The following is a 19760-nucleotide window of genomic DNA, read 5'->3' as shown; positions in this document are numbered from 1 at the left end:
TCACCGCGCTGCGGCATCAATTTCGCCGATGAGGCGTACGAGAACCTGCGCCGCGGTTTCTAGCGTTGGAAGATCAACGCTGTTTTCGGCTATGCTGATAAGCAGGACCAGCAGCGCCTCGCCGTAAAAGGCGACGTTCACCATGTGCGGCAGCGTACGATCCGGGTGTACCGCTTTGAGAGCTGCCGCGGCGATTCCCTTGCGGTAAAGCGGCATGGCGCGCGTTAAGTACATTGCGACAGAGCCATCGCGGCACTCCATGTGGAGATCACCCGATCGTTCAAAACGCAGCGTCAATGGGGGCGCCTGCGGTGGAAGTCCCATCGCCGAACAAAAAGCCCGAATAGAAGCATGGGCGCTCATGCACTCTCTTCCTGTTCAATGCGGATGTCCATCGCTTCCTCTATCGCCCGCAACGTCGATGCTCTTGCCTCCAAGTCGCGGTAGACTCCGACCGGAATCATCGCGAGAAGATCTCGAGAGTCACGCAGTACGGCAATCTGCATATCAAGGTGAATGAGAGGGATTCCTAGCCGTTCGGGAATGGGAATGATCTTCGACGGACCAGGAACGGTATCCTCCACCAGCGGCAATAATTGCCGCATCACGCCGGTAGCGGTGATGTCGATGATATTTCGCCGCCGTATCCGTTCGACCATTTTTTGGCAGCACTCATGCACGGTGTCCAGCACTCGCAGCGCCGATAATCCGCTGAGGATCTCCCATAGCCGAGCCGGCTCGACCGACGGGCCAGCCGAGGCGATGTCCGCGCCGAGCGCGCGCGTAAGAAACGCGACATGGCGAGCAAAGCCCTCGACTCCAAACTTGCTCAGAATCTCCCTATAAAGCCGGAGCGGTCCTGGATCGCTTGAGACCGTGGCCCGATAGAAATCACGCAGCTCTGCAGCGAGCCTCTGATCACCCCCCGCTACTTCAGACGCTACCACCGAAATATTGAGGCCGGCACGAACAGCCACCCCCTGCCTGGCCATGAGTTGGGCCTTGGCACCATCCGTCCGTACGGCAAGCTGGTCGAGGCCCTCGCGTCGCAACTCTCGCGCCGCCAGATCGAGTGCCGCATAGGCATAAGAGGGGTCAGCGAACCGCCGGCGAACCTTTCGGAGTATGTCCTGCAAGGCAGAATCGTCGCTGCGGATATCGCGCAACAGCCCCGGCAACTCGGTACGGTCGAAATACGGGAGACGTTCGAAATAAGCGTCAATCTCATGGACCGCGCTGAGCGACGGCGCTAAGCTCTCCTCCGAGATTTTGCGCTCAGCTATCGCCTTTGACTCGATCGCCTCGGAAAAACCGAAAGTGCGCTCTTCTCTTGCCTGTTCCAAGAGGGTCGCGTGTGTAGGCCCCGCCAGGCGAACAACTTCGCCGCGCCATGAGCCCACCTCCACCGGGATTGGCTCGATCGCCATCCGATCACAGCAAAGGCGCAAAGGGGCCATTTCGAATACTGTCCCATCAGGCATTGCTTCGGCCCCGTGCGGTCTTACAGCGGTCGCCTGGGGCGTCCCGCCAACGTCTATGGGCAGTGCACTGCAGATTGCGGCGCACCGGCTTCCTTGCGGGCGACTTGTTCCGCGGCTTGGTGGATCCGTATTTTTCCCACCATTTAACGCTTCGTGCTTGCTCCTTTCGAAGCGACTTCTGGGCAGCGCCCATCGAGACGAACTGTGTCATTGGGCTATGCCCTTTCGGGGACCCAAATGGAATATCGGTCCATGTCTATTATAACATCGTGTCATGCCTAACAAATATCAAACCGATATGAGTACCTACAAAAACCAGATGGGTCCCAGCAGACAAATCAGCCCGCAAGAAATCTTGGACCGGAGGCCAGCTGACACATCGAATAGCGCGACCGAAGTCGGTGATCCTTATTGCCCGCCACCACTGGCAGCTCGGATCAAGACGCCGAAAATGAGCCAGAGAACGAGCTTTCCGCCGAAGGGCATTGGAAATGATCTTTAGCCTGCGCCGCTCCTCCATGAACAGACGTTCCAGAAGCTTCGTGGTCCTGATGGCGCGGCGGTGAATGATCGGCAGTCTCAGATCCAAGATGCTTCGAGGTCGTCCGTGAAGCATGGCGACCGCGCTCAGACCGGCGGCGAGTATCGCGGGCGATGGCGCGCTAAGTGTGAGCTTTCGGGAGGTTGTCCATTCGGACCGGACCGAGGAGACTGGAGTTACCAGGCTTCAGCATCCAAGTCCGAATGAACATCCACAAGAATGCCCGTCTCACGCCGCTGCGTCGAGAGGAGATGGCGCTGTCGGTGATAGAAGGCACCTTTTCCAAAGCCCATGCGGCGCGCGTCTATCGCGTGTCGGCGAAGATCGTGGCGCGCTGGGTCGAGCGCTATAAGGCCGAAGGGCGGGCCGGCATGGTCGACCGCTCGTCTCGGCCCATCGTCATGCCGAGCCTGACCGAACAGGCCGTGGCCGAGCGCATCGTCGCCTTGCGCCGCCAGCGGCTGACCGGCAAGCATATCGCCATGGAGGTCGGCGTCTCGCCCGCCACCGTCAGCCGGGTCCTCAATCGTGCCGGGCTGTCGCGGCTCAGGGATATTGAGCCGGCCGAACCGGTCCGGCGCTACGAACGAGAGCATCCCGGCGAAATGATCCATATCGACATCAAGAAGCTCGGACGCTTCAGCCAAGTCGGCCATCGCATCACCGGCGATCCGCAAAAGGGCAAGTCGCGCGGCGCTGGCTGGGAGTTCGTCCATGTCTGCATCGACGATGCTTCCCGCATCGCCTTCTCGCAAATCCTGCCCGTCGAGAAAAAGGAGAGCGCCATCGCCTTCCTCAAGGCGGCGGTGGCCTACTATGCCAGCCTCGGCGTCGCGATAGCGCGCGTCATGAGCGACAACGGTTCCTGTTACAGATCGAAGGCTTTCGCCAAGGCCTGCCGCGATCTCGGCCTCAAGCACGTCACGACAAGGCCCTATACGCCCAAGACCAACGGCAAGGCTGAGCGCTTCATCCAGACGGCGCTGCGCGAATGGGCCTACGCCATTGCCTATCCGACATCCGATCATCGTGCCGCAGAACTGCCGGTCTGGCTGCACCGATACAATTGGCATCGCCCACACGGCAGCCTAAAGTCAAAACCACCTATCAGCCGCCTCGCCCTGATCGAGGACAACCTATTGAGGCTCCACAGCTGGGGCGCTGATAGGCGGCGCTGGCGCGGGCCTTGAACTCGCGCCAGCGGTCTTCCAGCACCTTGCCGGCGAAATTGCGCATCACGCACCATGGGCGGGCTCGGCGCGCCCGACCGCATTCCGGCTTTCCTCTCCAGTGCTTCCTCCACGATTAAGCGGGCCGCAAGCTTCATCAGATCCGAGCGACCCGCCGGTGTGGAAGGGCGCCCTTCAATGACGTCGGAAAGGGATTGGCGCATGCGCATCGATGCCGGTGTTCTCGTCCTTAGCGCGTGCGGAGCGGATTCTTTCGCCTCAATGGCATAGTGTAGCCAACACCGCCGATCATGCTGCGCCGGATCGGTACCGATGGTACGATCGCGGGGGAAGGGCGTCCGCTTCCGATCGTAATAGTCGCCACGCAACATACATCGGGTTGGTGATCACGACGGCCCCCTATGCGACCGATTGGTCATGCCTTTGGCGAGCAACTCCATATGTAGTTCTTTGCGTTTTGCCTTGACTAGGGGGGCACCATAGCTCTCCTTGTATTCTCGCATTGCCTCATCCTTCGACGTCATGTTCTTCTTCATGAATTGCCGACGCTGCAACGCAAAGTCCGCAATCGCCACCGTGAGAAAACTCAATCCGGCACAGATGGCGATACCGAGCAGCAGGTTACCTGTCACGCCCCTTAGGCAGGTCATCCCGCAACTCGGCATCCAGACGAGCGCATACATCCCTTGGCGCAGCACGAGCAGCAGAACCGAGACGAGCACCAAAATCTTACCGATCGATTTGCCCCATTCAATGAAATTCGTCAGCGAAACGATTATCTTGGCGTTCTCACTGGGACTGAGGTTTCTCAGCGCTGGCGAGACCGCCTCGGGCGTGAACATCGGGCCATTCTGTAAAATGTTGGCGCCGACGCCGATTACCAGAACGATTCCGATGAAAGGCGCTAGCATGCGTTGCAGTTCGGCAACATAGGACTGCAGGAGCTTTTGAGCGACGCACAGGAGATCACCTTGGAGAAGAGGTACAGGTAGCAGGATCATCGCCTCGAGCCGCTCTATCATGCCGGATAAGGAGACGTAGAACAGAGAGAAGAATGCGATGGTCAATGCCGCGGAAACGACTTCACTGCTATGCGCCACCTGCCCCTTCCTGCGCAGATCGCGCAGCCTTTTGGGTGTGGGCTTTTCAGTCTTTGCGGCGCTCATGACAACCATGTGGCGATGAGGTTGAATATCGCGACCGGTGATGGCACGCGTTTATCGGCCTCGGCCAGAATGATCGCGAGCGAGAGGACTAAAACCAGGAGGGCCACCGCGCTCTTGACAGGCATGGCTATAAAAAAGACCTGCAGTTGCGGTGCAATGCGGGCGATCAGCGCCAGACCGATTTCGCTAAGGAACATAACAACGATAGCTGGACCGGCGAGGAGCAAAGTCATTAGCATGACGACATCTGCGAGATGCAGAACCCCCGTGGCGAATGCCGGGCCGAATGCAGGATGCAAGCTCCACAAAGGCCAGACCTCATGCGAGCGATAGAGCGCTTCGAGCAGTGCGGAAAAGCCCCCGGTGGCAAATAGCCATGTGACGAAGAGTTGGGCGAACAGCGTTCCAAGCGGCGAGACCTGATTGCCGCTCGCCGGATTCAAGAGGCTCGCCATCGCGGCGCCCCTCTGGTTGTCAATGAAGGTGCCCGCCGCCTCAACACCCCAGATGGTCGCGGCAATTGGCATGCCGAGTACGAGGCCGAGTAAGAGTTCCTTCAGCCCCAGGCCTAAGATCAGCTTCAGATCCCAAGCATCGAGGTTCGCAGGCCTGGTTGCCCAAGCGTGCGCCATCACCGGGAAGCTCAATGCCGTGATTGCACCGTTCCGCGCCAGTCCGGTCACAATGCCGCGCCCCAGAATGGGTATGATCAGCATCATGCCCGTCGTACGCGTCGTCGCGAGCGCAAAGACGACAAGGGCAGTATGCAAAAGAGACAAATCAAGTAGCGGCATGAGGCGGATGTTACATTACTCCGATATTGTTGAAGACGTTCAGCGTATACTGGTACAGCTCCCGACCAATCCAGCTCCCAGTTGTCATCAAAGCCAGGCTCACGCATATCAGTTTCACCGCGAATGGAAGTGTCTGCTCTTGAATATGGGTCAGAGCTTGCACCAAGCTAACAACCAGCCCGACCCCCGTCGCGATGACGACCGTGGGCATCGACAGAACCAGAGTTAGTTTCAGGGCTTCGATGGCGATGTTGGCCAGAGTGGCGGTGCTCATCATGATGTTCCCGCATAGGACAAGACCAGACCGTGGATCAGGCGCTGCCATCCGTTCACTGCGACGAACAAGAACAGCTTGAAGGGCAGGGAGATCGTCACCGGCGAAACCATCATCATACCCATCGCCAGAAGGATGTTCGAAATGACGAGGTCGATAACGAGGAAAGGCAGGAACAGCAGAAAGCCTATCTTGAACGCGTCCGCCAACTCGGATGTTATGAATGCCGGGACCAAGATCATAAAATCGCTGTCGGTTACCGCATCGGCGTCCCGTTCGTTCCATAGTTCACGGGTCGCATTGGCGAAGAATTGTCGTTCCTGTTGCGACGTGTTCTTTAGGAGAAAATCGCGAAAGGGCTCTATAACTACCGGCATCGTTTCAACGAGCCCACGGAGAGCTTCGAACGAGATCTCCTTGTGGCGCACGGCTTCATATGCCTTGTTGGTCGCTGGCTGCATGATGTACACGGAGAGCAGGATGGCGATCGCATTTATTGCCATGTTTGGCGGAATGTTCTGAACGCCGAGGGCATTTCGGACAAGCCCGAACACGACCACGAGCTTGACGTACGACGTGGCTGTGATCGCAAGGAAAGGGATAACCGCGATCGCGCCGATCAAGGCGATCATCGTAGCGGGATCGGGGAACCCGGTGTTCATGACTCGGCGCGTGGTAGGCGCATATTTAGGACACGCACACCTGTCCGATCGGCGATACGCACCAACTCGCCCGCAGCGACCACTTGGCCATTGACTCGCAAGGTGATATTGGTCGTTGCGTCGAAACCAAGATCCAATACCTGGCCCACAGCGAGTTCACGAAGCTGCTTGAGCGACATGGTCAGGTGTCCGACCTCCACATCGACCGGTAGGTCGATGCTGTCGAAGGTTTCCGGGGGGGGAGAGTCTGATTTATCCATAAGGTAGTCCACTGCTGAAAGAACTGCAAGGCGGGCATCCATTATCGAGGCGCGGAATCGTGTATTGCCACAGAGGCACATCAGAACGGTCATCGCTCCGTCACGAGCGACCGGTGAGGCGTCGAGCAAAATGACGTCGCCCGGTGCGATTGACCGTAGTTCCGCCCAGGTAAGGTTCAAACGAGCGACTCTCAGATCGAGAGAGAGGGCCAGATCGTCGAGAATTGTGGACACGACCGGCAGCGCATCGCAGCAGCACCGCGTGATCCATTCGAGTCCGCCGGCATCGAATTCTACTAGGCCAAGGAATTTTTCTGGACCGTCCAAGCGAACAAGCCCAATGGCGTAGGGCGGCGGCACTTCGGTGATCTCGGAAGAAGACCAGATGGGCCGCTGACCGCACCATCGTTCCACCTGAATCGCTACATCGCGAAGCACCATGTCGAACAGAATTTCCCGCAAACCGTGGTCCAATGGCAGCGCCGTGATGTCCGGCCAGTGTGTCACCGCCATGGACGGCAGGAGAATCGGGTCGATCGCGATGCGTAGATCGTCGCCGTGTAGGCGTACCATCAACCGGCGCCAATTCGCCGGCACACGCGATGGTGTCGAATCGGGAATGACGGCTGCGACGTCGATGCCAGCGAGGCTGAATGGAGCCGGCAAGCGGGCGGCAAGACGCGACATGATGGCGGCCTCTCGTGAACTATAGCAAGGCAGATCGATCACGTGCCTCTCCATAGGGAAGAACTCGCTCGAGCCCGCGAGACGGTCAGTTGTGCCGCCCAGGAAATGGAGCTTTGTTGACGGGTTTGACGCCTGGCTGCTGCGTCCGTGCGATTCAAGCTCGTGACTGCCGAGACCCTCGCGGGGTGCGCCGTCGAGTGACTCACACTCTTTGAAATTCCGATGGTTGAACGCTTGCGAGAACCGCTCATCGTCCCCAAGGTGAGGACCCGCGGCGCGGTAGCGCGCCCCCCGGGTGGGGTGGAACAGACACTGTTTGTGACGGCCGCCAACGCAGAATTCCTACTGGCGAGTACCCGCGCATCGGATCGGCGAACAGCGATGCGGACGATAGTCGCAATGGAACAGCTCAGCCCAAAGGACATGCGTCAAATATCTCTGAAATCGGCAAGCTGCCTCGTGACTCGAGCTTTTCGGACAAGCTGTTGATGCAAGCCTTTCGGGTTCCCCATGAAATTGATCCTGTCATGGCGACGGATATCCCGAAATCACTCCACTCGCCGGGAAGGGCTCCGCTCAATGGTCGAATTGTCTGTTACATCCAATCTACTCAACGTGGGTCAGTAGCAAATATTATGTCGATATTGGATCATCTCCAATTCTTATGAATGAGGTCTGACTTACATCCACCCTAAATGGCCTTTGATAGGCAGTAGCGCCCCAGGAGTCGTGCTGAGGTGTTCAAGGCGACGCCAGAAGCGTTGGCCAGCATGGACCGGCGCCGTGTCTTCGCGACCGCGTCGCCCAGGAGACCTCCAGATGCGCGCCTATTAGCTTCATTTGGTCGGACCTCTGGGGCGTGGTGAACCAGACCGATTCCGCCTTGCGTTTCTTGAGGTGACCGCTGGGCGATCTGATCTGCCTGAGCGGATCGATACGCCCGGCGCCAGTGCAAGTTGCTGGTCGCCCCGAGCAGCTAATCTAAGAGGTGGTCGGCTTTTTCAAGGCAGTGAACGCGACGAGGAACCGGGTCGCTCTGATGCCACTTACGCGGTGGGCATACGTGTCGCGGGGGCCGAGAGAAATCGATAGCAGCCAGATATTGATCTGCATTGAGCCGCGCAAGGTGGCAAGGACCGCCATGAGTGGCGTCGCCGCAGTTGCTGGGCCGCCTCTCTTGGCGCTTGACCGAGGCGGGGCAATGGCTCTTTGCCCGGCGCAACGCGCCCGACATGAAGACGCATACGTCGACAAAGGGCAGAAGCTTGCATGACGGGCGGTGACCTTGCCCCTCTGACCTAATCCGGTTTGAAGTTCGTTCTGGCCCATCGAGAGGACCAGGACATGAAACGTAGCCGCTTCTCTGAAGAGCAGATTATCGGAATTTTCAAGGAACACGAGGCCGGGGTATCGGTTGCCGATCTGTGCCGCAAGCACGGGGTCAGCGACGCCTCGATCTACAACTGGAAGGCCCGCTTCGGCGGGATGGATGTCTCCGAGGCTCGGCGACTGAAGGCGCTGGAGGACGAGAACACGCGGCTGAAGCGGCTTCTGGCCGACGCCATGCTCGACAATGCCGCGTTGAAGGATCTTGTGGGAAAGAAATGGTGACGCCCGCGGCCAAGCGGAAAGCTGTCGCTCGCCTGAAGGAAGGCTTCGGGATGAGCGAACGGCGGGCGTGTAAAGCCATCGGCTGTTGCCGCATGACGGTTCGCTACGAGACCAGCAGGTCGGACGACCGCGAGGTTCGCGAGCGGATGAAGGCGATCGCGCAGGAGCGTCGCCGGTTCGGCTACCGGCGTCTTCTCGTGATGCTGAGGCGGGAGGGCCTGGTCGTGAACCACAAGAAGCTGTTCCGGCTCTATCGGGAGGAGAAGCTCGCCGTTCGCCGCCGTGGCGGCCGCAAGCGGGCGATCGGGACCAGGGCGCCGATGCTGGTGCCGCTGAGGCCCGACGAGCGCTGGTCGCTCGACTTCGTATCGGACCAGCTCACCGACGGGCACCGCTTCCGCATCCTGGCCGTCGTCGACGACTGCGCGAGAGAGTGCCTGGCACTCATCGTTGATACGTCTCTCTCGGGAATGCGGGTTGCCCGCGAATTGGACCGGCTCATCACCGAGCGGGGCCGGCCCAGGATGATCGTCAGCGACAACGTCCTAAGAGCGGAAGAAAATGGAGGAGACAGTCAAAGTCTCTCTGTTCGTCAGCATGCTCTCGCCGCATGACGCTCGTCAAGTTGGGTGGTCGAACCAGGCGACTTCCACCGGCAAGGGAAAAGGTCTCGTCCATAGCAAACACAGGGTACGCTGATAGCGGCCCTCACCGTCCTCAACACGAGCTTCTGATCCAGGTGGAAGACCCAAACATTATCTACAGGGTCATCGCAACGATGCCCTCACGGCCCTAGCTGACAGAGGTTCTTCCTCCTGGCACCCGCCCCTCAACGAAGGGCCGGTAATCGGAACCGCCTTTGACGACGGCGTGTACGACGCGCGCCATCTTGGCGGTAATAGCGGTCATCGCCTTGCGGCGCAGATCTGGATTGTCGCGATCTCTTGCGATGTAGCGTTCGAACTTGTGTCGAAAGCCGTTCTCACGCTGACGGATGGCGACTTGCCCGGCGATCCACAGAGTGCGGCGCAGCCGCGCATTGCCGAACTTGGAAAGGCGGGTCTGGCCGCGATATTGACCGGACTGCTGTGTCGAGAGATCCAGTCCGCAGAACTTGAGAAACTGGCGATGAAGTGGAAGCGGCGAAGATCTCCGGCTTCAGCGATGATCGTCAGTGCATTGATCGGTCCGATGCCTGGGATTTGTCGCAAGAGCTGATAATCCTGGCTGTGCCGCAGCAGTTCGTCGGCCTGTGCTTCGATCTCGCTGCGTTGACGGATCAGGCTGCGTGCTTCGGCAATGACCATACGAAACATGCGAATGGCAGGAGCATCAAGCGGCAGCGGCAGTCCGATCGACGTGCGCGCCGTCTCGTAAATATCGATGAGAATCTGTGTCTTGCTGACCTTGCGGCCGACGATATCCCAGGCTGCTGCCACAAACTCCTCCTTCGTCAGCGCCGTGATGCTTGCCGGCGTCGGAAAAGCATCGAGGAAGGCGAAGAACCAATCACTGCGGCTGTTTCCCCGGAAGCGATCAATCTCGGGGAAATACAGCGGCAGGTAATGCGTCAGGATGCGGTGCTGGATCTCGGTCTTGGCTCTGGCGATCGCCTCATGCGTCTTCGACAGTTCCTGTACGTCGTTTATTCCGGCGCGCAGCGGATCGTGATAGCGCTGCGTCGCCTGGATCCTGAGCATGTGCAGGATCACCTGCGCATCCTTGGGATCGTTCTTGTCCCAACTGTTGTGCAAGGCCTCCCGGGTTCGGGCGAGCGCCAGTGACGACACCAGCCGCACCTCGAAGCCTGCCTCAGCCAAACGCCATGCGATAGGGCGATGATAATTGCCCGTCGCTTCGAAGCCGCAGACCACCGGTTGGCCATACGCCTGCAGAATCTCGATCAGCCGGTCATGCTCTGCGCGGGTGTTGAGAACCGGCAGCCGGCGGCGGCGCTTGTGGCCGGAGGCTTCAATCAAGACTTCATTGCGGACCTTGGCGATATCGATCGCTACCAACACCGCATCGGCGGGTATAACATTTGGGCTGGTCATGGTCAGTCTCTCCGGAATGGGTTGTGAACATTCACATTCTAGAGATCCTTCGACTGGCCATGGCCACCTCGATCGGTGCGCGCCTGCAGCGAAAAAGCTGCGCGCACCGATGTCTCGGTTGCCTCTCATCATTCCTTCCGTAGGTGCTATGGCAGCGAGTTCACCTCGAACGCCATCCTCTCGTGGGCGGATCAGAGCCGCGTCGAATGGCATTACATTGCGCCCGGCAAGCCGATGCAGAATGGCTTGATCGAGAGCTTCAACGGCCGACTGCGCGATGAACTGCTCAACGAGACGTTGTTTACCTCGCTGGCTCAGGCGCGCGTAGCCATCGCCCTGTGGCGCGTCGACTACAACACCGCGCGGCCGCACTCCCAAATCGCCTGGCAGACACCGGCCGAGTTCGGCAGCACCTTCAATCCGCGACGGTCGCTCGCGCTGCGCTATGCCAAAGGCTCCGCGCCAGCGCCCGTCGCTTCACCCGCCCAGCAGGGCACAACCCACGCCGGAAACGAACTCAAAACTGGATAGAAACTGGGGGCGACGTCAGCGGCAACCACGTAAGGCTCCACAATAGAACAACGCTCGCGGCCATAGCTGTAACCAGCTCCGTGGGGTGTGCGAAATCGCTCGGTCGCTTTAAAAACGTCGCCCAAAGACATACCGCTTGGATTACTCGCCTCTCGACAACTTCTAAATCGGGACGCGCTCCCATTCGGTGGGCAGCGCTTCACTAAAGCGCTTTTCTATCTGCGCGGTGAGCAGGGCACTTGCCGCCTCAGCGGCGGAGGTGAGCGGCACGTGGGCGGATGACGTGAGGCATGCCGTCAGATAAATTGGCGGATCGATGACGACAGGCCGCAGACCTTCGTAGCCTGGAATGTCCGAGAAATCCCTCTTGGGAACGATCCCGCTTGCTACGCCGGCTTTGACCAAGGAGAGCACGCTGCAGAACGTGTCGACCTCTGCCACGCAGTTCGGTATCACTCCGGCCGCTCTAAATGCCCGGTCCAGTGCGTCGCGCATCGTATGCGGCTGCCCTGGCAGCACAAGGGGAATTGCCGCTAGCGTCTTGAGGGACACGGATGTTGCGGCATTTTCTGCCTTGGCAGGCCGGATCAGATAGAGGCGCTGGCGGAACAGCGGTTTGCGCGAAACACCAAGGGTGGGTGTGTCCTCGAAGACCATGCAAACATCAAGCGCGTGAGATTCCATGAGCGGCCTGATGCGGAGAAAATCACCAGTAACCAAGCTCAGGATTACTTTGGGGAGTGCCGTCCTGCAGGCGGCCATCAAGGGGGCGGCGAGGGAGACGGCGAGCGTCGAAGACATGCCGAGCCCGACTGGACCTTCTGGCTCTCCCTCCGTGGAGCGAACGATGCCGGGCAGTCGCTCTAGCCGCTGCAAGATGAAGACAGCCTCCCGATAGAAGGCCTTTCCCACTTGAGTGGGACAAACACCGCGTGCGCTGCGGTGCAACAGGGTGGCGCCAAGCCTGGCTTCGAGGCCAGCGATCTGTTGGCTGAGGGCTGGCTGGGCCACATGGATGGTGGCCGCTGCCCGGCAGAAGCTCCCAGCATCGACGATGCTCACGAAATAGCGGAGGTGGCGTAGTTGCATGGACAGCCTTGACAAATTTGAAGAGACGTAGTTTGCGCCTGATGGCGCTTGTGGCAGCGGGGGGCATCATCTGTGTTTTGAAAGAGGCCGAAAGTGACGCCATTTTGCCTCGGCTAATCCCCGTCGGGCTTCTTTGCGATCCGCGGCAACGTACTTCGCGACAAGATTTTATAGGCGCGCTCCAGGCGCGCGAAAAATAAGTGACATTCAATGCACTTGGACATCATGTTGCCAGATTGTGTACTGGGACACTAAAACCACTCGTTTCGTGCAAAGCACGCCGCAAGATCCGGGCCAAGTTGCGCAGCCGAAAATAGGTGCTCGTTTTGGGCGAGCGTTGGTTGCCTTCCCAACAGATTGGCGGACTATTGACATTCGGCATGTCTGCTTTGGAGCAAACGAATAGACCAGCAGTCGCCTAGACTAGCGCCCGCCACTTACAGTGAGCACGCCACGATGCCGGCCTTGACTTTGCGCCGTACACGTCGAGAAGGCAAAATGGCCAAGATCGCGGTGGGTCCAGGATCGGAAATTTTCCATTCACGCAAGAGGCTTTGACGCCTGTTCGTCGCGACGTTCCGCGGATCGATCACCGCTGCGATCTGGAGCGGCCTAGCGGCGATAGAAAGTTTTGCCGCAGGCTTGCCGCGCATACCGGATCGAGCGGGCATGGAGCGATAGGACAGGTCTTCCCCGGGGAAATCGTAAGCCAGAGCCGACATCACGCACCGCGGACGAGCAGGCAAATTCCATCTCCCTCGGCACGGAAGGACTTAGATCAATATCGGTCGTTCAGACGGCACGTCGTTTGCTGGGAATCATCTTGATGACGAAGGAGCCGACAAATCAGGCTGATGCAAAATGCAGGTTGTTTCCAGCGGTCTGAATTTCGCCACAATATTGCACAGCCAACAGATCGCCGCTGCGCGACAATTACGGATGGCTTGTCGCCAAGGGAGCTGAATTGAGGAGCATTGACGAACTTGGCAAGGCGCCCATCTCGATGGTTAGGCCCATCGAACGTAATATCACGGACGATTCTACTGACGGACCGGCTGTTGGGGTCGAAGGATCCGGACAATCGTCCTGTTCTATGGTGAAGCAGGCGCGCTCTGATCCTCAAGCGTCAAGCGTTTCCTCCTCTCTCAGCATGCAGCACACCAGTATCCTTCATCTGCAGCCGGAGCTGCTCGGTGATATTGCTGAGCGGCTGAGCCCGATCGATCTGCTAAGTATGTCGCAGACAAATCACCAACTGCGTAACGCCGCCCACCTATTGCCCGCGTCTCGAGAAAGGCGTCAGAGGGCTATCCGGGTTCAGGCCATCTGGGCGAGGTTAACCCGTCACGAGCCCGGCGCGGATCGCTTCGCCGCGCTCATGCAGCCCAGCGTGATCCAATCACTCGCGCCCCACTTTAATTGTCTCACCAAGGCGCAGCAGGAGGGCCTCGTCGTGCTGGTCCAGAGGCTTGATGACCCCGATGAGCGCAACTCGGTCCTGATGGATATCGGACCGGGCTTGGCAGGACTCGAGCCCGATCTCCAGGAGGCTCTCGTCCACCTCGCCGAGAGACTTGACCCGCCTTGGGAGCGCACTTCCGCCGTGCGAGCCCTCGGAAAAGGCGTAGGAGGGCTTGCGCTCCCCCTGCAGCGGCGTCTCGTCGACCTCGCCGACCTGCTCGACCAGTCCGCACATCGCGCCTCGGCCCTGGAGGGCCTCGGAGCGGGTGTGGCAGGGCTTGACCGCGTTCTCCAAGCGCGTCTCGTCACCCTTGCCGAGGAGCTCGACGAGCCCGCAGATTGCGCCTTGGCACTATGGGGCTTCGGAGAGGGCCTGGCTGGGCTTGATGGCGTTCTCCAGGAGCGTCTCGTCGACCTCGCCGCAGGGCTTGGGGACCAAGAGCATTGCGCCGCGGCCGTGCAGGGTTTGGCAACAGGCGTGGCGGGGCTTGATCGCTATCTCCAGGAGCGTCTTGTCAAGCTTGCCGCAGGGCTTGGGGACCACGAGCATCGCGCCGCGGCCGTGCAGGGTCTAGCAGCAGGCGTGGCGGGGCTTGATGGCGATCTCCACGAGCGTCTCGTCGACCTCGCCGCAGGGCTCGGGGACCAAGAGAATTGCGCCGCGGCCGTGCAGGGGCTGGCAAAAGGCGTGGCGTGGCTTGATCGCTATCTCCAGGAGCGCCTTGTCAAGCTTGCCGAAGGGCTTGACCAAGTGCATGGCGCATTCGCCCTCCAAGGCTTCGGCACAGGACTGGGAGGGCTAGATCGCGGTCTCCAGGTGCGTCTTGTCAAGCTCGCCGTGGGGCTTGACCAAGTGCATGGCGCCTTCGCCCTCCGAGGCCTCGGCACAGGCGTGGGAGGGCTTGATCGCGGTCTCCAGGAGCGTCTTGTCGAGCTCGCCGTGGGGCTTGAGGACCAAGAGAATCGCGCCGCGGCTTTAGTTGGCCTTGGAGCCGGCGTGGCGGGGCTTGCCTGGGATCTCCAGCGCCGTCTCGTCCGCCTCGCGGGGGAACTCGACCAGCCCGCAGATCGCGTTGCGGCGCTACAGGGCTTCGGAGAGGGGCTGGCAGGGCTTTATAGCGATCTCCAGGCACTTCTCGTCGACCTCGCCGCGGGGCTTGGGGACCAAGAGCATCGCGCCGCGGCCGTGGAAGGCCTGGGAGCAGGCGTGGCAGAGCTTACGCGCGAGCAACAAGGGCGCATCGCTGCCCTTGCCGACGGCCTCGCCCACCCGGACCATCGGGCTCGCGCCTTGGCAGCATTGTTGCCTAGGCGATAAGCAAGATTACGGCTTACTGACCGCTTTCAACGGTGTTGGAATGAGTTGGAGCCGATCTACGCAGCTGGATCAGACCTACGGGCGAGCTTTGCGAGCGATGCCGACGCCAGGACAGCGCAACCGAGACCGACCACAGAATCGCTGTCCGGGATTTCGCGGAATCGCGATCCGCCAGTTCCTGATAACGAATGGCCGCTGCACATACGAAGCAGGTTCACCCAGAGATTATCGTTTTGCTTCCCACCCAAACTGTTCCGTCTCTGGGTGAAATCATCCAATTCCAAATCCGCTGCGTGATTCTCCTCCAGTGTGGCGTTGGTACGCAGAGCCCGAAGGAGATCCTCGATTTTGCTGACCTCGCGCCAGGCCTTATGGCCCGCGCTGTATGTCTCCTCAAGTGCCTGCCGGGCCAGGCCGGCTTTTGCGCTAGCCTCTTCTAGCACCTTTTGAAGCAGCTGCTCGTGTTCGCGCAGCGAGATCATCTTGGCCTTCACTTCTTCGAGATCGATCAAAGCGGCGGCTTCCCCGATTAACGGATCGTATAGCGCGGCTTCGCGACGGGTGAGGTCTTCGCGCCATCCGTGAAGATCGGTCAAGGCGGTTCCGACGGCCGCGACAGCACTGTCGAGAGCCGCGTGGCGCAGGCGCAGCGCATCCTCAGCGTTGCGGCGCCGCATTTCTTTCAATGCGAAAAGGCGATCTACAGCTTTGGGTATCATGCCAGACACGCGGCAAGCCCATCGAGCATTGCGTCGAAGCCGATCTGCTCCTTTGTCGACTGCCGCAAGAAGGTTCGTATGCGGTCTATCCTTGCAATCGCTTCATCGGTGAGCGGATCGGCTCCTGCCCGGTACTCGCCGACGCGTACCAACAGTTCCACCTCCTGATATTCAGCCATCAGCTGCCGCAGCTTGCCGGCCAACCGCGCATGGTCCGAGGACACGATAGCGCTCATGACGCGGCTGATACTAGCCAGAATGTCGATGGCGGGATAGTGGTTCGACATCGCCAGGGCGCGTGAGAGCACGATATGACCATCAAGGATGGACCGGGTTTCATCGGCCACCGGTTCGGCCATATCATCGCCCTCCACGAGCACGGTGTAGAAGGCCGTTATGGATCCCCGATCGTTGTTCCCGGCGCGTTCCATAAGCCGCGGCAGTGAAGCGAAAACCGATGGCGGGAAACCACGCCGCGTCGGCGGCTCGCCGGCCGCGAGACCAATCTCCCTCAGCGCACGCGCGAAACGGGTCACTGAATCCATGAGCAGCAGCACACGCTGTCCTTGGTCGCGGTACCATTCGGCGATCGCCGTGGCGACATAGGCCGCCTTGGCCCGCTCCGTTGCGGAGCGGTCGGAACTGGCAACGACCAAAACCACTCGCGATCGCGCCTTTGCACTGACACCGTGTTGGATCAATTCTTGCACCTCCCGGCCACGCTCGCCGATCAAAGCTATCACGATCACGTCGACCGCCGCGCCTCGCAACAGCATCGAGATCAGGGTACTCTTGCCCCCGCCTGCTGCGGCAAAAATGCCGATGCGCTGTCCCTCGCCGCACGTGAGAAGACCATCGATCGCCCGTATGCCGACAGCAAGAACCTTGTCGATGATCGGACGGGTCAAGGGATCCGGTGCGTCCCTATAGACAGGCACGCGGACTTCCGGAAGCAAGGGTCCCTTGGTGGATGCGTCCAAAGGTCGGCCGAAACCGTCGAGTACGCGCCCGAGCAGGTTCCAGCCGGACGGTACCATGAGGGGCTTTCCCGTTGGGATCACTTCCGTCAGCGTGGAGAGGCCCTGCATTTCGCCGAGCGGTGTCAGAATGGCGACATCGCACTTCACGCCGACGACTTCAGCCGACAATTCGAAGTCGCTCTCCGGACTGCGGAGAGTGCAAAGGTCGCCAATGCGGGCACCCGGCGCCATGGCATGGATTACAGTTCCAACGATGTAGAGCACACGGCCGCGGACGCGCATCGTCGACGCCTGTGCAACGGTCCTTTTTGCGCGCTGGAAGAAACGATCGATGTTTTCCTGCTCGGGGGGAAAACCACGTTCGTTGGCTCGGCCGGCTCGGACATCACTCATGCTTTTGGAACTTGACAATTGTTTGGCTTTGCAGCGACTGATAGGCCGTTTCGCAGGCCACTTTCGATCGCGGCAAGCTGGCTCTCGATCGTGGCGTCTACCAGCCCGGCATCGGTCTCAAGAATGCATCCGGCATCAGTGACGCGCGCGTCGCCAATCAGGTCGACGACGGCGCGCGATGTCGCCGTCGGGAGGATATCGTCTAACCGGTTGCGGACTGCTTCGAGCAGCGACGGTGCCACGCGTAGCCGGACGAGCGAGCTGTGGCCCGCGAATTTCATACCGCGCAAAGCGATCTGCACCGCCGCCTCCACCGGCTCGACAGTGTCGATGATCCGGCGCGCGATCTGTAGACCCACATCGATGATCTGCTCCTCATTTTGCGCCATAATCCGTAGAGACTCCGTAGCGATCGCGGTCAAACGGGCTTCGATTGCCGGTTGTGCTGCAGCCAGGCCAGCTTCTTTGGCCCTCACCTCGATCGCTCGGGCGGATGCGCGCGCGGCGTCGATGAGCGCACAGGCTTCGCGCCGTGCCTGAATAAGCACTTGCTCGGCGTCCACCAGTGCCTGTGCGGTCCCAGCCGGCAAGATTCGCCCAGGGCCGAGGATATCGGCCGATGCAGGGGTCAGCTGAACCAGTGCGACCATATCGGCATCCTCTTACGGACCAGGCGCCGCATCGCATGAAATGCGTCCTCGCCAGCATTGTCGTCACGACAGTTCTCAACCGCCGTCGCCCAGATTGGCGCGGGGCGGCGCAAGCCTAGCCGAGTTCGCAGCATTTGCGGAATGCCACCAATTGCCAGACCGAACATCGCTGCGCCGCATTGAAGCAAAGCGCTGGGCGCGGACGGAATGTCGGAAGCACCAAGCGCCGACATCAGTTTGGGAGTCGGTCGCGGTAAAAGTGTGGCTTGCGAAGCGAATGCGACGGCTTCTTCGCCGAGAGCCGCGCGAACCGCTGTGATATCGGTCGTCCGAAGAAGTCCTGTAAGGCCGGGTGCACCCACCCAGGCGCCGGCCAGGCTCATAAGGCGCACGGCGTCCGGGGCGGGGAGGAACGAGAGCCGGTTTCGTGGCACGGCAGCGGCGGAAATGATGGCGGACGGTTCATCAGTTTGGCCACGAAGGAGCCAGCGTCCAAGCTTAAGACGCGTGAACGGGTCTATCAGAACGTTATCCAGCGGCATCCATTCGGGCCAACCATGCGCCATTGTAAAATCGAGATCAGCGGCAGGATCGGCAATGCAGCACATCACGGCTCTCGCCCACGGTGCTTCAAGCCATACATCCGACACTGCTGCTGTCCCGGCGATCACTGCTGATTCGTTCAATTCGGCTAGTCTCATTGAGCCGCTAAGGCGGATATCTGACGGAGGCGACGCCATAGCAGGAACCCGAGGACGCCATTGCCGAACAGCGACACCGCTATTACGCATACAAGCCCGATCACCAGATGGGCTGCGCCACCCTCCGTCGTGACGACGGCTGTTCTATCGACGGAACGCAATAAAGGCTTATCCTGACTTGCTTCTACGAGCACGACGGAGACCCTTTCATAGGATAGGGCTTCCAGGCTGTTTGCGACGAGCTCCTTGATTTTCGGTACCATCTGATTGACGGTAGTGCCGGATGCGTAACGGACAAGCACGGCAGCGCTCGACGGGACGGCGGGGTGTCGATCGTCACTCGTCTCGTCGGGTGACAACACCACATGGACCCGGGCATTGAGCACACCATCGAAGATAGACAGTGTCCGCGACAGCTCCTGTGTGATGCCATAAATGTAGCGCACGCGTTCTTCTGTTGGCGATGAGATCATACCTTCTTTCTTGAAAAGACTGCCCATATCGGCGTAGAGGTCGTGTGGCAGTCCGGCGCCGTTCAACAGTTGCATGGCTGTGGGAACATCCTTAATATCTACTGACAACGTGGCAGTGCCGCTGTTGTCCGTCGTTTTTTCGGCATAGATGCCTTGACTCATGAGCAGTGCGAGCATTTCGTTCGCTTCCTGCGCTGGAAGGTTGCGGTACAGCTCGAGCTTCGATTCGCAGCTCCCCAGCGTCAACAACAAGAGAATTGCCGACAGCCACTTCGATACGAAGGTCACACCCGTCCACCAGCTCAGATCATTCAGTTTTTCAGGAAAGTATCCAGGCTTTGTGTGGCTTTGCCGACCACCTTGGCTGTTAAGTCGCACTGTATGGACAAAACTGAAATCTCAAGCTGTGCGTTCAGCCAATCGCCTGAGTGGATTTCTTCCATACCCGCTGTGCTACGAGTGGCTTCGATGGCGTGGGTAAAGCGGGCGCTTAGCTTCTCCATGCTGCTGAGGATGACGTCTCCCGGCGTGCGGGCGACGCCAGATCCACGCGCCACTTGGGTCGACTGGTCGATCGCAGACCTTTCATGTTTTGGCGGCAATTCGGGCCGATTGAATTCGGCGCGAAATGGGTCCAGGGGTTCAGTCGATATTTCCGATACGAATGCAGTGTCCGTTGGCAAAACGGATGTCAACGCCGCTGGGCTGATGCTGTTCACGGTCAC

The 19760-nt window shown here is 59.8% G+C and carries 17 protein-coding genes and 5 pseudogenes; 5 read left to right on the top strand and 17 right to left on the bottom strand.

The window, feature by feature from the left end; genetic code table 11:
• The 3 genes and pseudogenes from AC0L2U_RS30630 to AC0L2U_RS30620 form a co-directional block, all read right to left on the bottom strand.
• Entirely contained in the window at positions 1–363 is a 363-nt protein-coding gene (locus AC0L2U_RS30630; RefSeq protein ID WP_473603149.1) for a hypothetical protein, read from the bottom strand.
• Entirely contained in the window at positions 360–1481 is a 1122-nt protein-coding gene (gene sctW / locus AC0L2U_RS30625) for a type III secretion system gatekeeper subunit SctW (RefSeq protein WP_473603148.1), read from the bottom strand. The genes AC0L2U_RS30630 and sctW overlap by 4 nt, the downstream gene beginning before the upstream one ends.
• Positions 1482–1869: 388 nt before the next feature.
• Positions 1870–2142, bottom strand: a pseudogene (locus tag AC0L2U_RS30620) (IS256 family transposase); the annotation flags it as partial.
• 83 nt (positions 2143–2225) lie between these two features.
• Between AC0L2U_RS30620 and AC0L2U_RS30615 the strand changes: the two are divergent.
• Positions 2226–3212: an IS481 family transposase gene (locus tag AC0L2U_RS30615; RefSeq protein ID WP_473603147.1), complete on the top strand. Its 987-nt coding sequence runs from the start codon at positions 2226–2228 to the stop codon at positions 3210–3212.
• A 48-nt stretch (positions 3213–3260) separates the two neighbouring features.
• Here the strand turns inward: AC0L2U_RS30615 and AC0L2U_RS30610 are convergent.
• The 6 genes and pseudogenes from AC0L2U_RS30610 to sctQ form a co-directional block, all read right to left on the bottom strand.
• A pseudogene (locus AC0L2U_RS30610) lies at positions 3261–3421 on the bottom strand (IS256 family transposase); the annotation flags it as partial.
• A gap of 177 nt (positions 3422–3598) precedes the next feature.
• Positions 3599–4378 (bottom strand): EscU/YscU/HrcU family type III secretion system export apparatus switch protein, encoded by a 780-nt coding sequence (locus AC0L2U_RS30605; RefSeq protein ID WP_473603146.1) that lies wholly within the window; start codon positions 4376–4378, stop codon positions 3599–3601.
• Positions 4375–5172, bottom strand: a complete 798-nt coding sequence (gene sctT, locus AC0L2U_RS30600) for a type III secretion system export apparatus subunit SctT (protein WP_473564548.1) — start codon at positions 5170–5172, stop codon at positions 4375–4377. The genes AC0L2U_RS30605 and sctT overlap by 4 nt, the downstream gene beginning before the upstream one ends.
• Before the next feature lie 10 nt (positions 5173–5182).
• Positions 5183–5446, bottom strand: coding sequence for a type III secretion system export apparatus subunit SctS (gene sctS / locus AC0L2U_RS30595; protein ID WP_473564549.1), 264 nt, complete (start codon positions 5444–5446; stop codon positions 5183–5185).
• Positions 5446–6108 carry a type III secretion system export apparatus subunit SctR gene (gene sctR / locus AC0L2U_RS30590; RefSeq protein WP_473564550.1) on the bottom strand — a complete coding sequence of 221 codons (663 nt, stop codon included), beginning with the start codon at positions 6106–6108 and terminating at the stop codon, positions 5446–5448. The genes sctS and sctR overlap by 1 nt, the downstream gene beginning before the upstream one ends.
• Entirely contained in the window at positions 6105–7097 is a 993-nt protein-coding gene (sctQ, locus tag AC0L2U_RS30585; RefSeq protein WP_473564551.1) for a type III secretion system cytoplasmic ring protein SctQ, read from the bottom strand. The genes sctR and sctQ overlap by 4 nt, the downstream gene beginning before the upstream one ends.
• Before the next feature lie 1302 nt (positions 7098–8399).
• Here sctQ and AC0L2U_RS30580 point away from each other — a divergent pair.
• A pseudogene (locus AC0L2U_RS30580) lies at positions 8400–9208 on the top strand (IS3 family transposase); the annotation flags it as partial.
• 225 nt (positions 9209–9433) lie between these two features.
• Here AC0L2U_RS30580 and AC0L2U_RS30575 read toward each other — a convergent pair.
• Positions 9434–10720 (bottom strand): annotated as a pseudogene (locus tag AC0L2U_RS30575) (IS110 family RNA-guided transposase).
• Positions 10721–10870: 150 nt separating this feature from the next.
• Between AC0L2U_RS30575 and AC0L2U_RS30570 the strand changes: the two are divergent.
• Positions 10871–11251 (top strand): annotated as a pseudogene (locus AC0L2U_RS30570) (integrase core domain-containing protein); the annotation flags it as partial.
• A 162-nt stretch (positions 11252–11413) separates the two neighbouring features.
• Here AC0L2U_RS30570 and AC0L2U_RS30565 read toward each other — a convergent pair.
• Complete coding sequence (locus AC0L2U_RS30565) at positions 11414–12340, bottom strand: LysR substrate-binding domain-containing protein (RefSeq protein WP_473603145.1); 927 nt, start codon at positions 12338–12340, stop codon at positions 11414–11416.
• Between the two features lie 964 nt (positions 12341–13304).
• Here AC0L2U_RS30565 and AC0L2U_RS30560 point away from each other — a divergent pair.
• Positions 13305–15119, top strand: coding sequence for a hypothetical protein (locus tag AC0L2U_RS30560; protein ID WP_473603144.1), 1815 nt, complete (start codon positions 13305–13307; stop codon positions 15117–15119).
• A gap of 56 nt (positions 15120–15175) precedes the next feature.
• Here the strand turns inward: AC0L2U_RS30560 and sctO are convergent, their stop codons facing one another.
• Together sctO and sctN are read right to left on the bottom strand one after the other, a co-directional pair.
• Positions 15176–15838: a type III secretion system stalk subunit SctO gene (gene sctO / locus AC0L2U_RS30555; protein ID WP_473603143.1), complete on the bottom strand. Its 663-nt coding sequence runs from the start codon at positions 15836–15838 to the stop codon at positions 15176–15178.
• Positions 15835–17100, bottom strand: coding sequence for a type III secretion system ATPase SctN (gene sctN / locus AC0L2U_RS30550; RefSeq protein WP_473603142.1), 1266 nt, complete (start codon positions 17098–17100; stop codon positions 15835–15837). Before sctN ends, sctO begins: the two co-directional genes overlap by 4 nt.
• Between sctN and AC0L2U_RS30545 the strand changes: the two genes are divergently transcribed.
• Positions 17053–17226 carry a hypothetical protein gene (locus tag AC0L2U_RS30545; RefSeq protein WP_473603160.1) on the top strand — a complete coding sequence of 58 codons (174 nt, stop codon included), beginning with the start codon at positions 17053–17055 and terminating at the stop codon, positions 17224–17226. The genes sctN and AC0L2U_RS30545 overlap by 48 nt on opposite strands.
• On the opposite strand, the gene AC0L2U_RS30540 is transcribed toward AC0L2U_RS30545, so the two are convergent.
• Genes AC0L2U_RS30540 through sctI form a run of 4 tightly spaced genes read right to left on the bottom strand, consistent with a single transcriptional unit; the run spans position 17208 to position 19760 of the window.
• Positions 17208–17861, bottom strand: coding sequence for a FliH/SctL family protein (locus tag AC0L2U_RS30540; protein WP_473603141.1), 654 nt, complete (start codon positions 17859–17861; stop codon positions 17208–17210). The genes AC0L2U_RS30545 and AC0L2U_RS30540 overlap by 19 nt on opposite strands.
• Positions 17840–18547 (bottom strand): hypothetical protein, encoded by a 708-nt coding sequence (locus tag AC0L2U_RS30535; RefSeq protein ID WP_473603140.1) that lies wholly within the window; start codon positions 18545–18547, stop codon positions 17840–17842. The genes AC0L2U_RS30540 and AC0L2U_RS30535 overlap by 22 nt, the downstream gene beginning before the upstream one ends.
• An 11-nt stretch (positions 18548–18558) precedes the next feature.
• On the bottom strand, positions 18559–19323 hold the full coding sequence (sctJ, locus tag AC0L2U_RS30530) for a type III secretion system inner membrane ring lipoprotein SctJ (protein WP_473603139.1): 765 nt from the start codon (positions 19321–19323) through the stop codon (positions 18559–18561).
• A 23-nt stretch (positions 19324–19346) separates the two neighbouring features.
• On the bottom strand, positions 19347–19760 hold the full coding sequence (gene sctI, locus AC0L2U_RS30525) for a type III secretion system inner rod subunit SctI (protein WP_473603138.1): 414 nt from the start codon (positions 19758–19760) through the stop codon (positions 19347–19349).

It is taken from the genome of Mesorhizobium sp. WSM4808, assembly GCF_055811675.1.
The sequence above is the reverse complement of the archived record's forward strand: the minus strand, read 5'-3'. Positions and strand labels throughout refer to the sequence as shown.

Bases quoted from the DNA above. Each gene is read 5' to 3' on its own strand.
- sctN (WP_473603142.1), bottom strand. From the start codon at position 17,100: ATGCGCGTCCGCGGCCGTGTGCTCTACATCGTTGGAACTGTAATCCAT.
- sctO (WP_473603143.1), bottom strand. From the start codon at position 15,838: ATGATACCCAAAGCTGTAGATCGCCTTTTCGCATTGAAAGAAATGCGG.
- AC0L2U_RS30615 (WP_473603147.1), top strand. From the start codon at position 2,226: ATGAACATCCACAAGAATGCCCGTCTCACGCCGCTGCGTCGAGAGGAG.
- AC0L2U_RS30545 (WP_473603160.1), top strand. From the start codon at position 17,053: ATGGATTACAGTTCCAACGATGTAGAGCACACGGCCGCGGACGCGCAT.
- AC0L2U_RS30605 (WP_473603146.1), bottom strand. From the start codon at position 4,378: ATGAGCGCCGCAAAGACTGAAAAGCCCACACCCAAAAGGCTGCGCGAT.
- AC0L2U_RS30540 (WP_473603141.1), bottom strand. From the start codon at position 17,861: ATGGTCGCACTGGTTCAGCTGACCCCTGCATCGGCCGATATCCTCGGC.
- sctW (WP_473603148.1), bottom strand. From the start codon at position 1,481: ATGCCTGATGGGACAGTATTCGAAATGGCCCCTTTGCGCCTTTGCTGT.
- AC0L2U_RS30630 (WP_473603149.1), bottom strand. From the start codon at position 363: ATGAGCGCCCATGCTTCTATTCGGGCTTTTTGTTCGGCGATGGGACTT.
- sctS (WP_473564549.1), bottom strand. From the start codon at position 5,446: ATGAGCACCGCCACTCTGGCCAACATCGCCATCGAAGCCCTGAAACTA.
- AC0L2U_RS30565 (WP_473603145.1), bottom strand. From the start codon at position 12,340: ATGCAACTACGCCACCTCCGCTATTTCGTGAGCATCGTCGATGCTGGG.
- sctT (WP_473564548.1), bottom strand. From the start codon at position 5,172: ATGCCGCTACTTGATTTGTCTCTTTTGCATACTGCCCTTGTCGTCTTT.
- sctR (WP_473564550.1), bottom strand. From the start codon at position 6,108: ATGAACACCGGGTTCCCCGATCCCGCTACGATGATCGCCTTGATCGGC.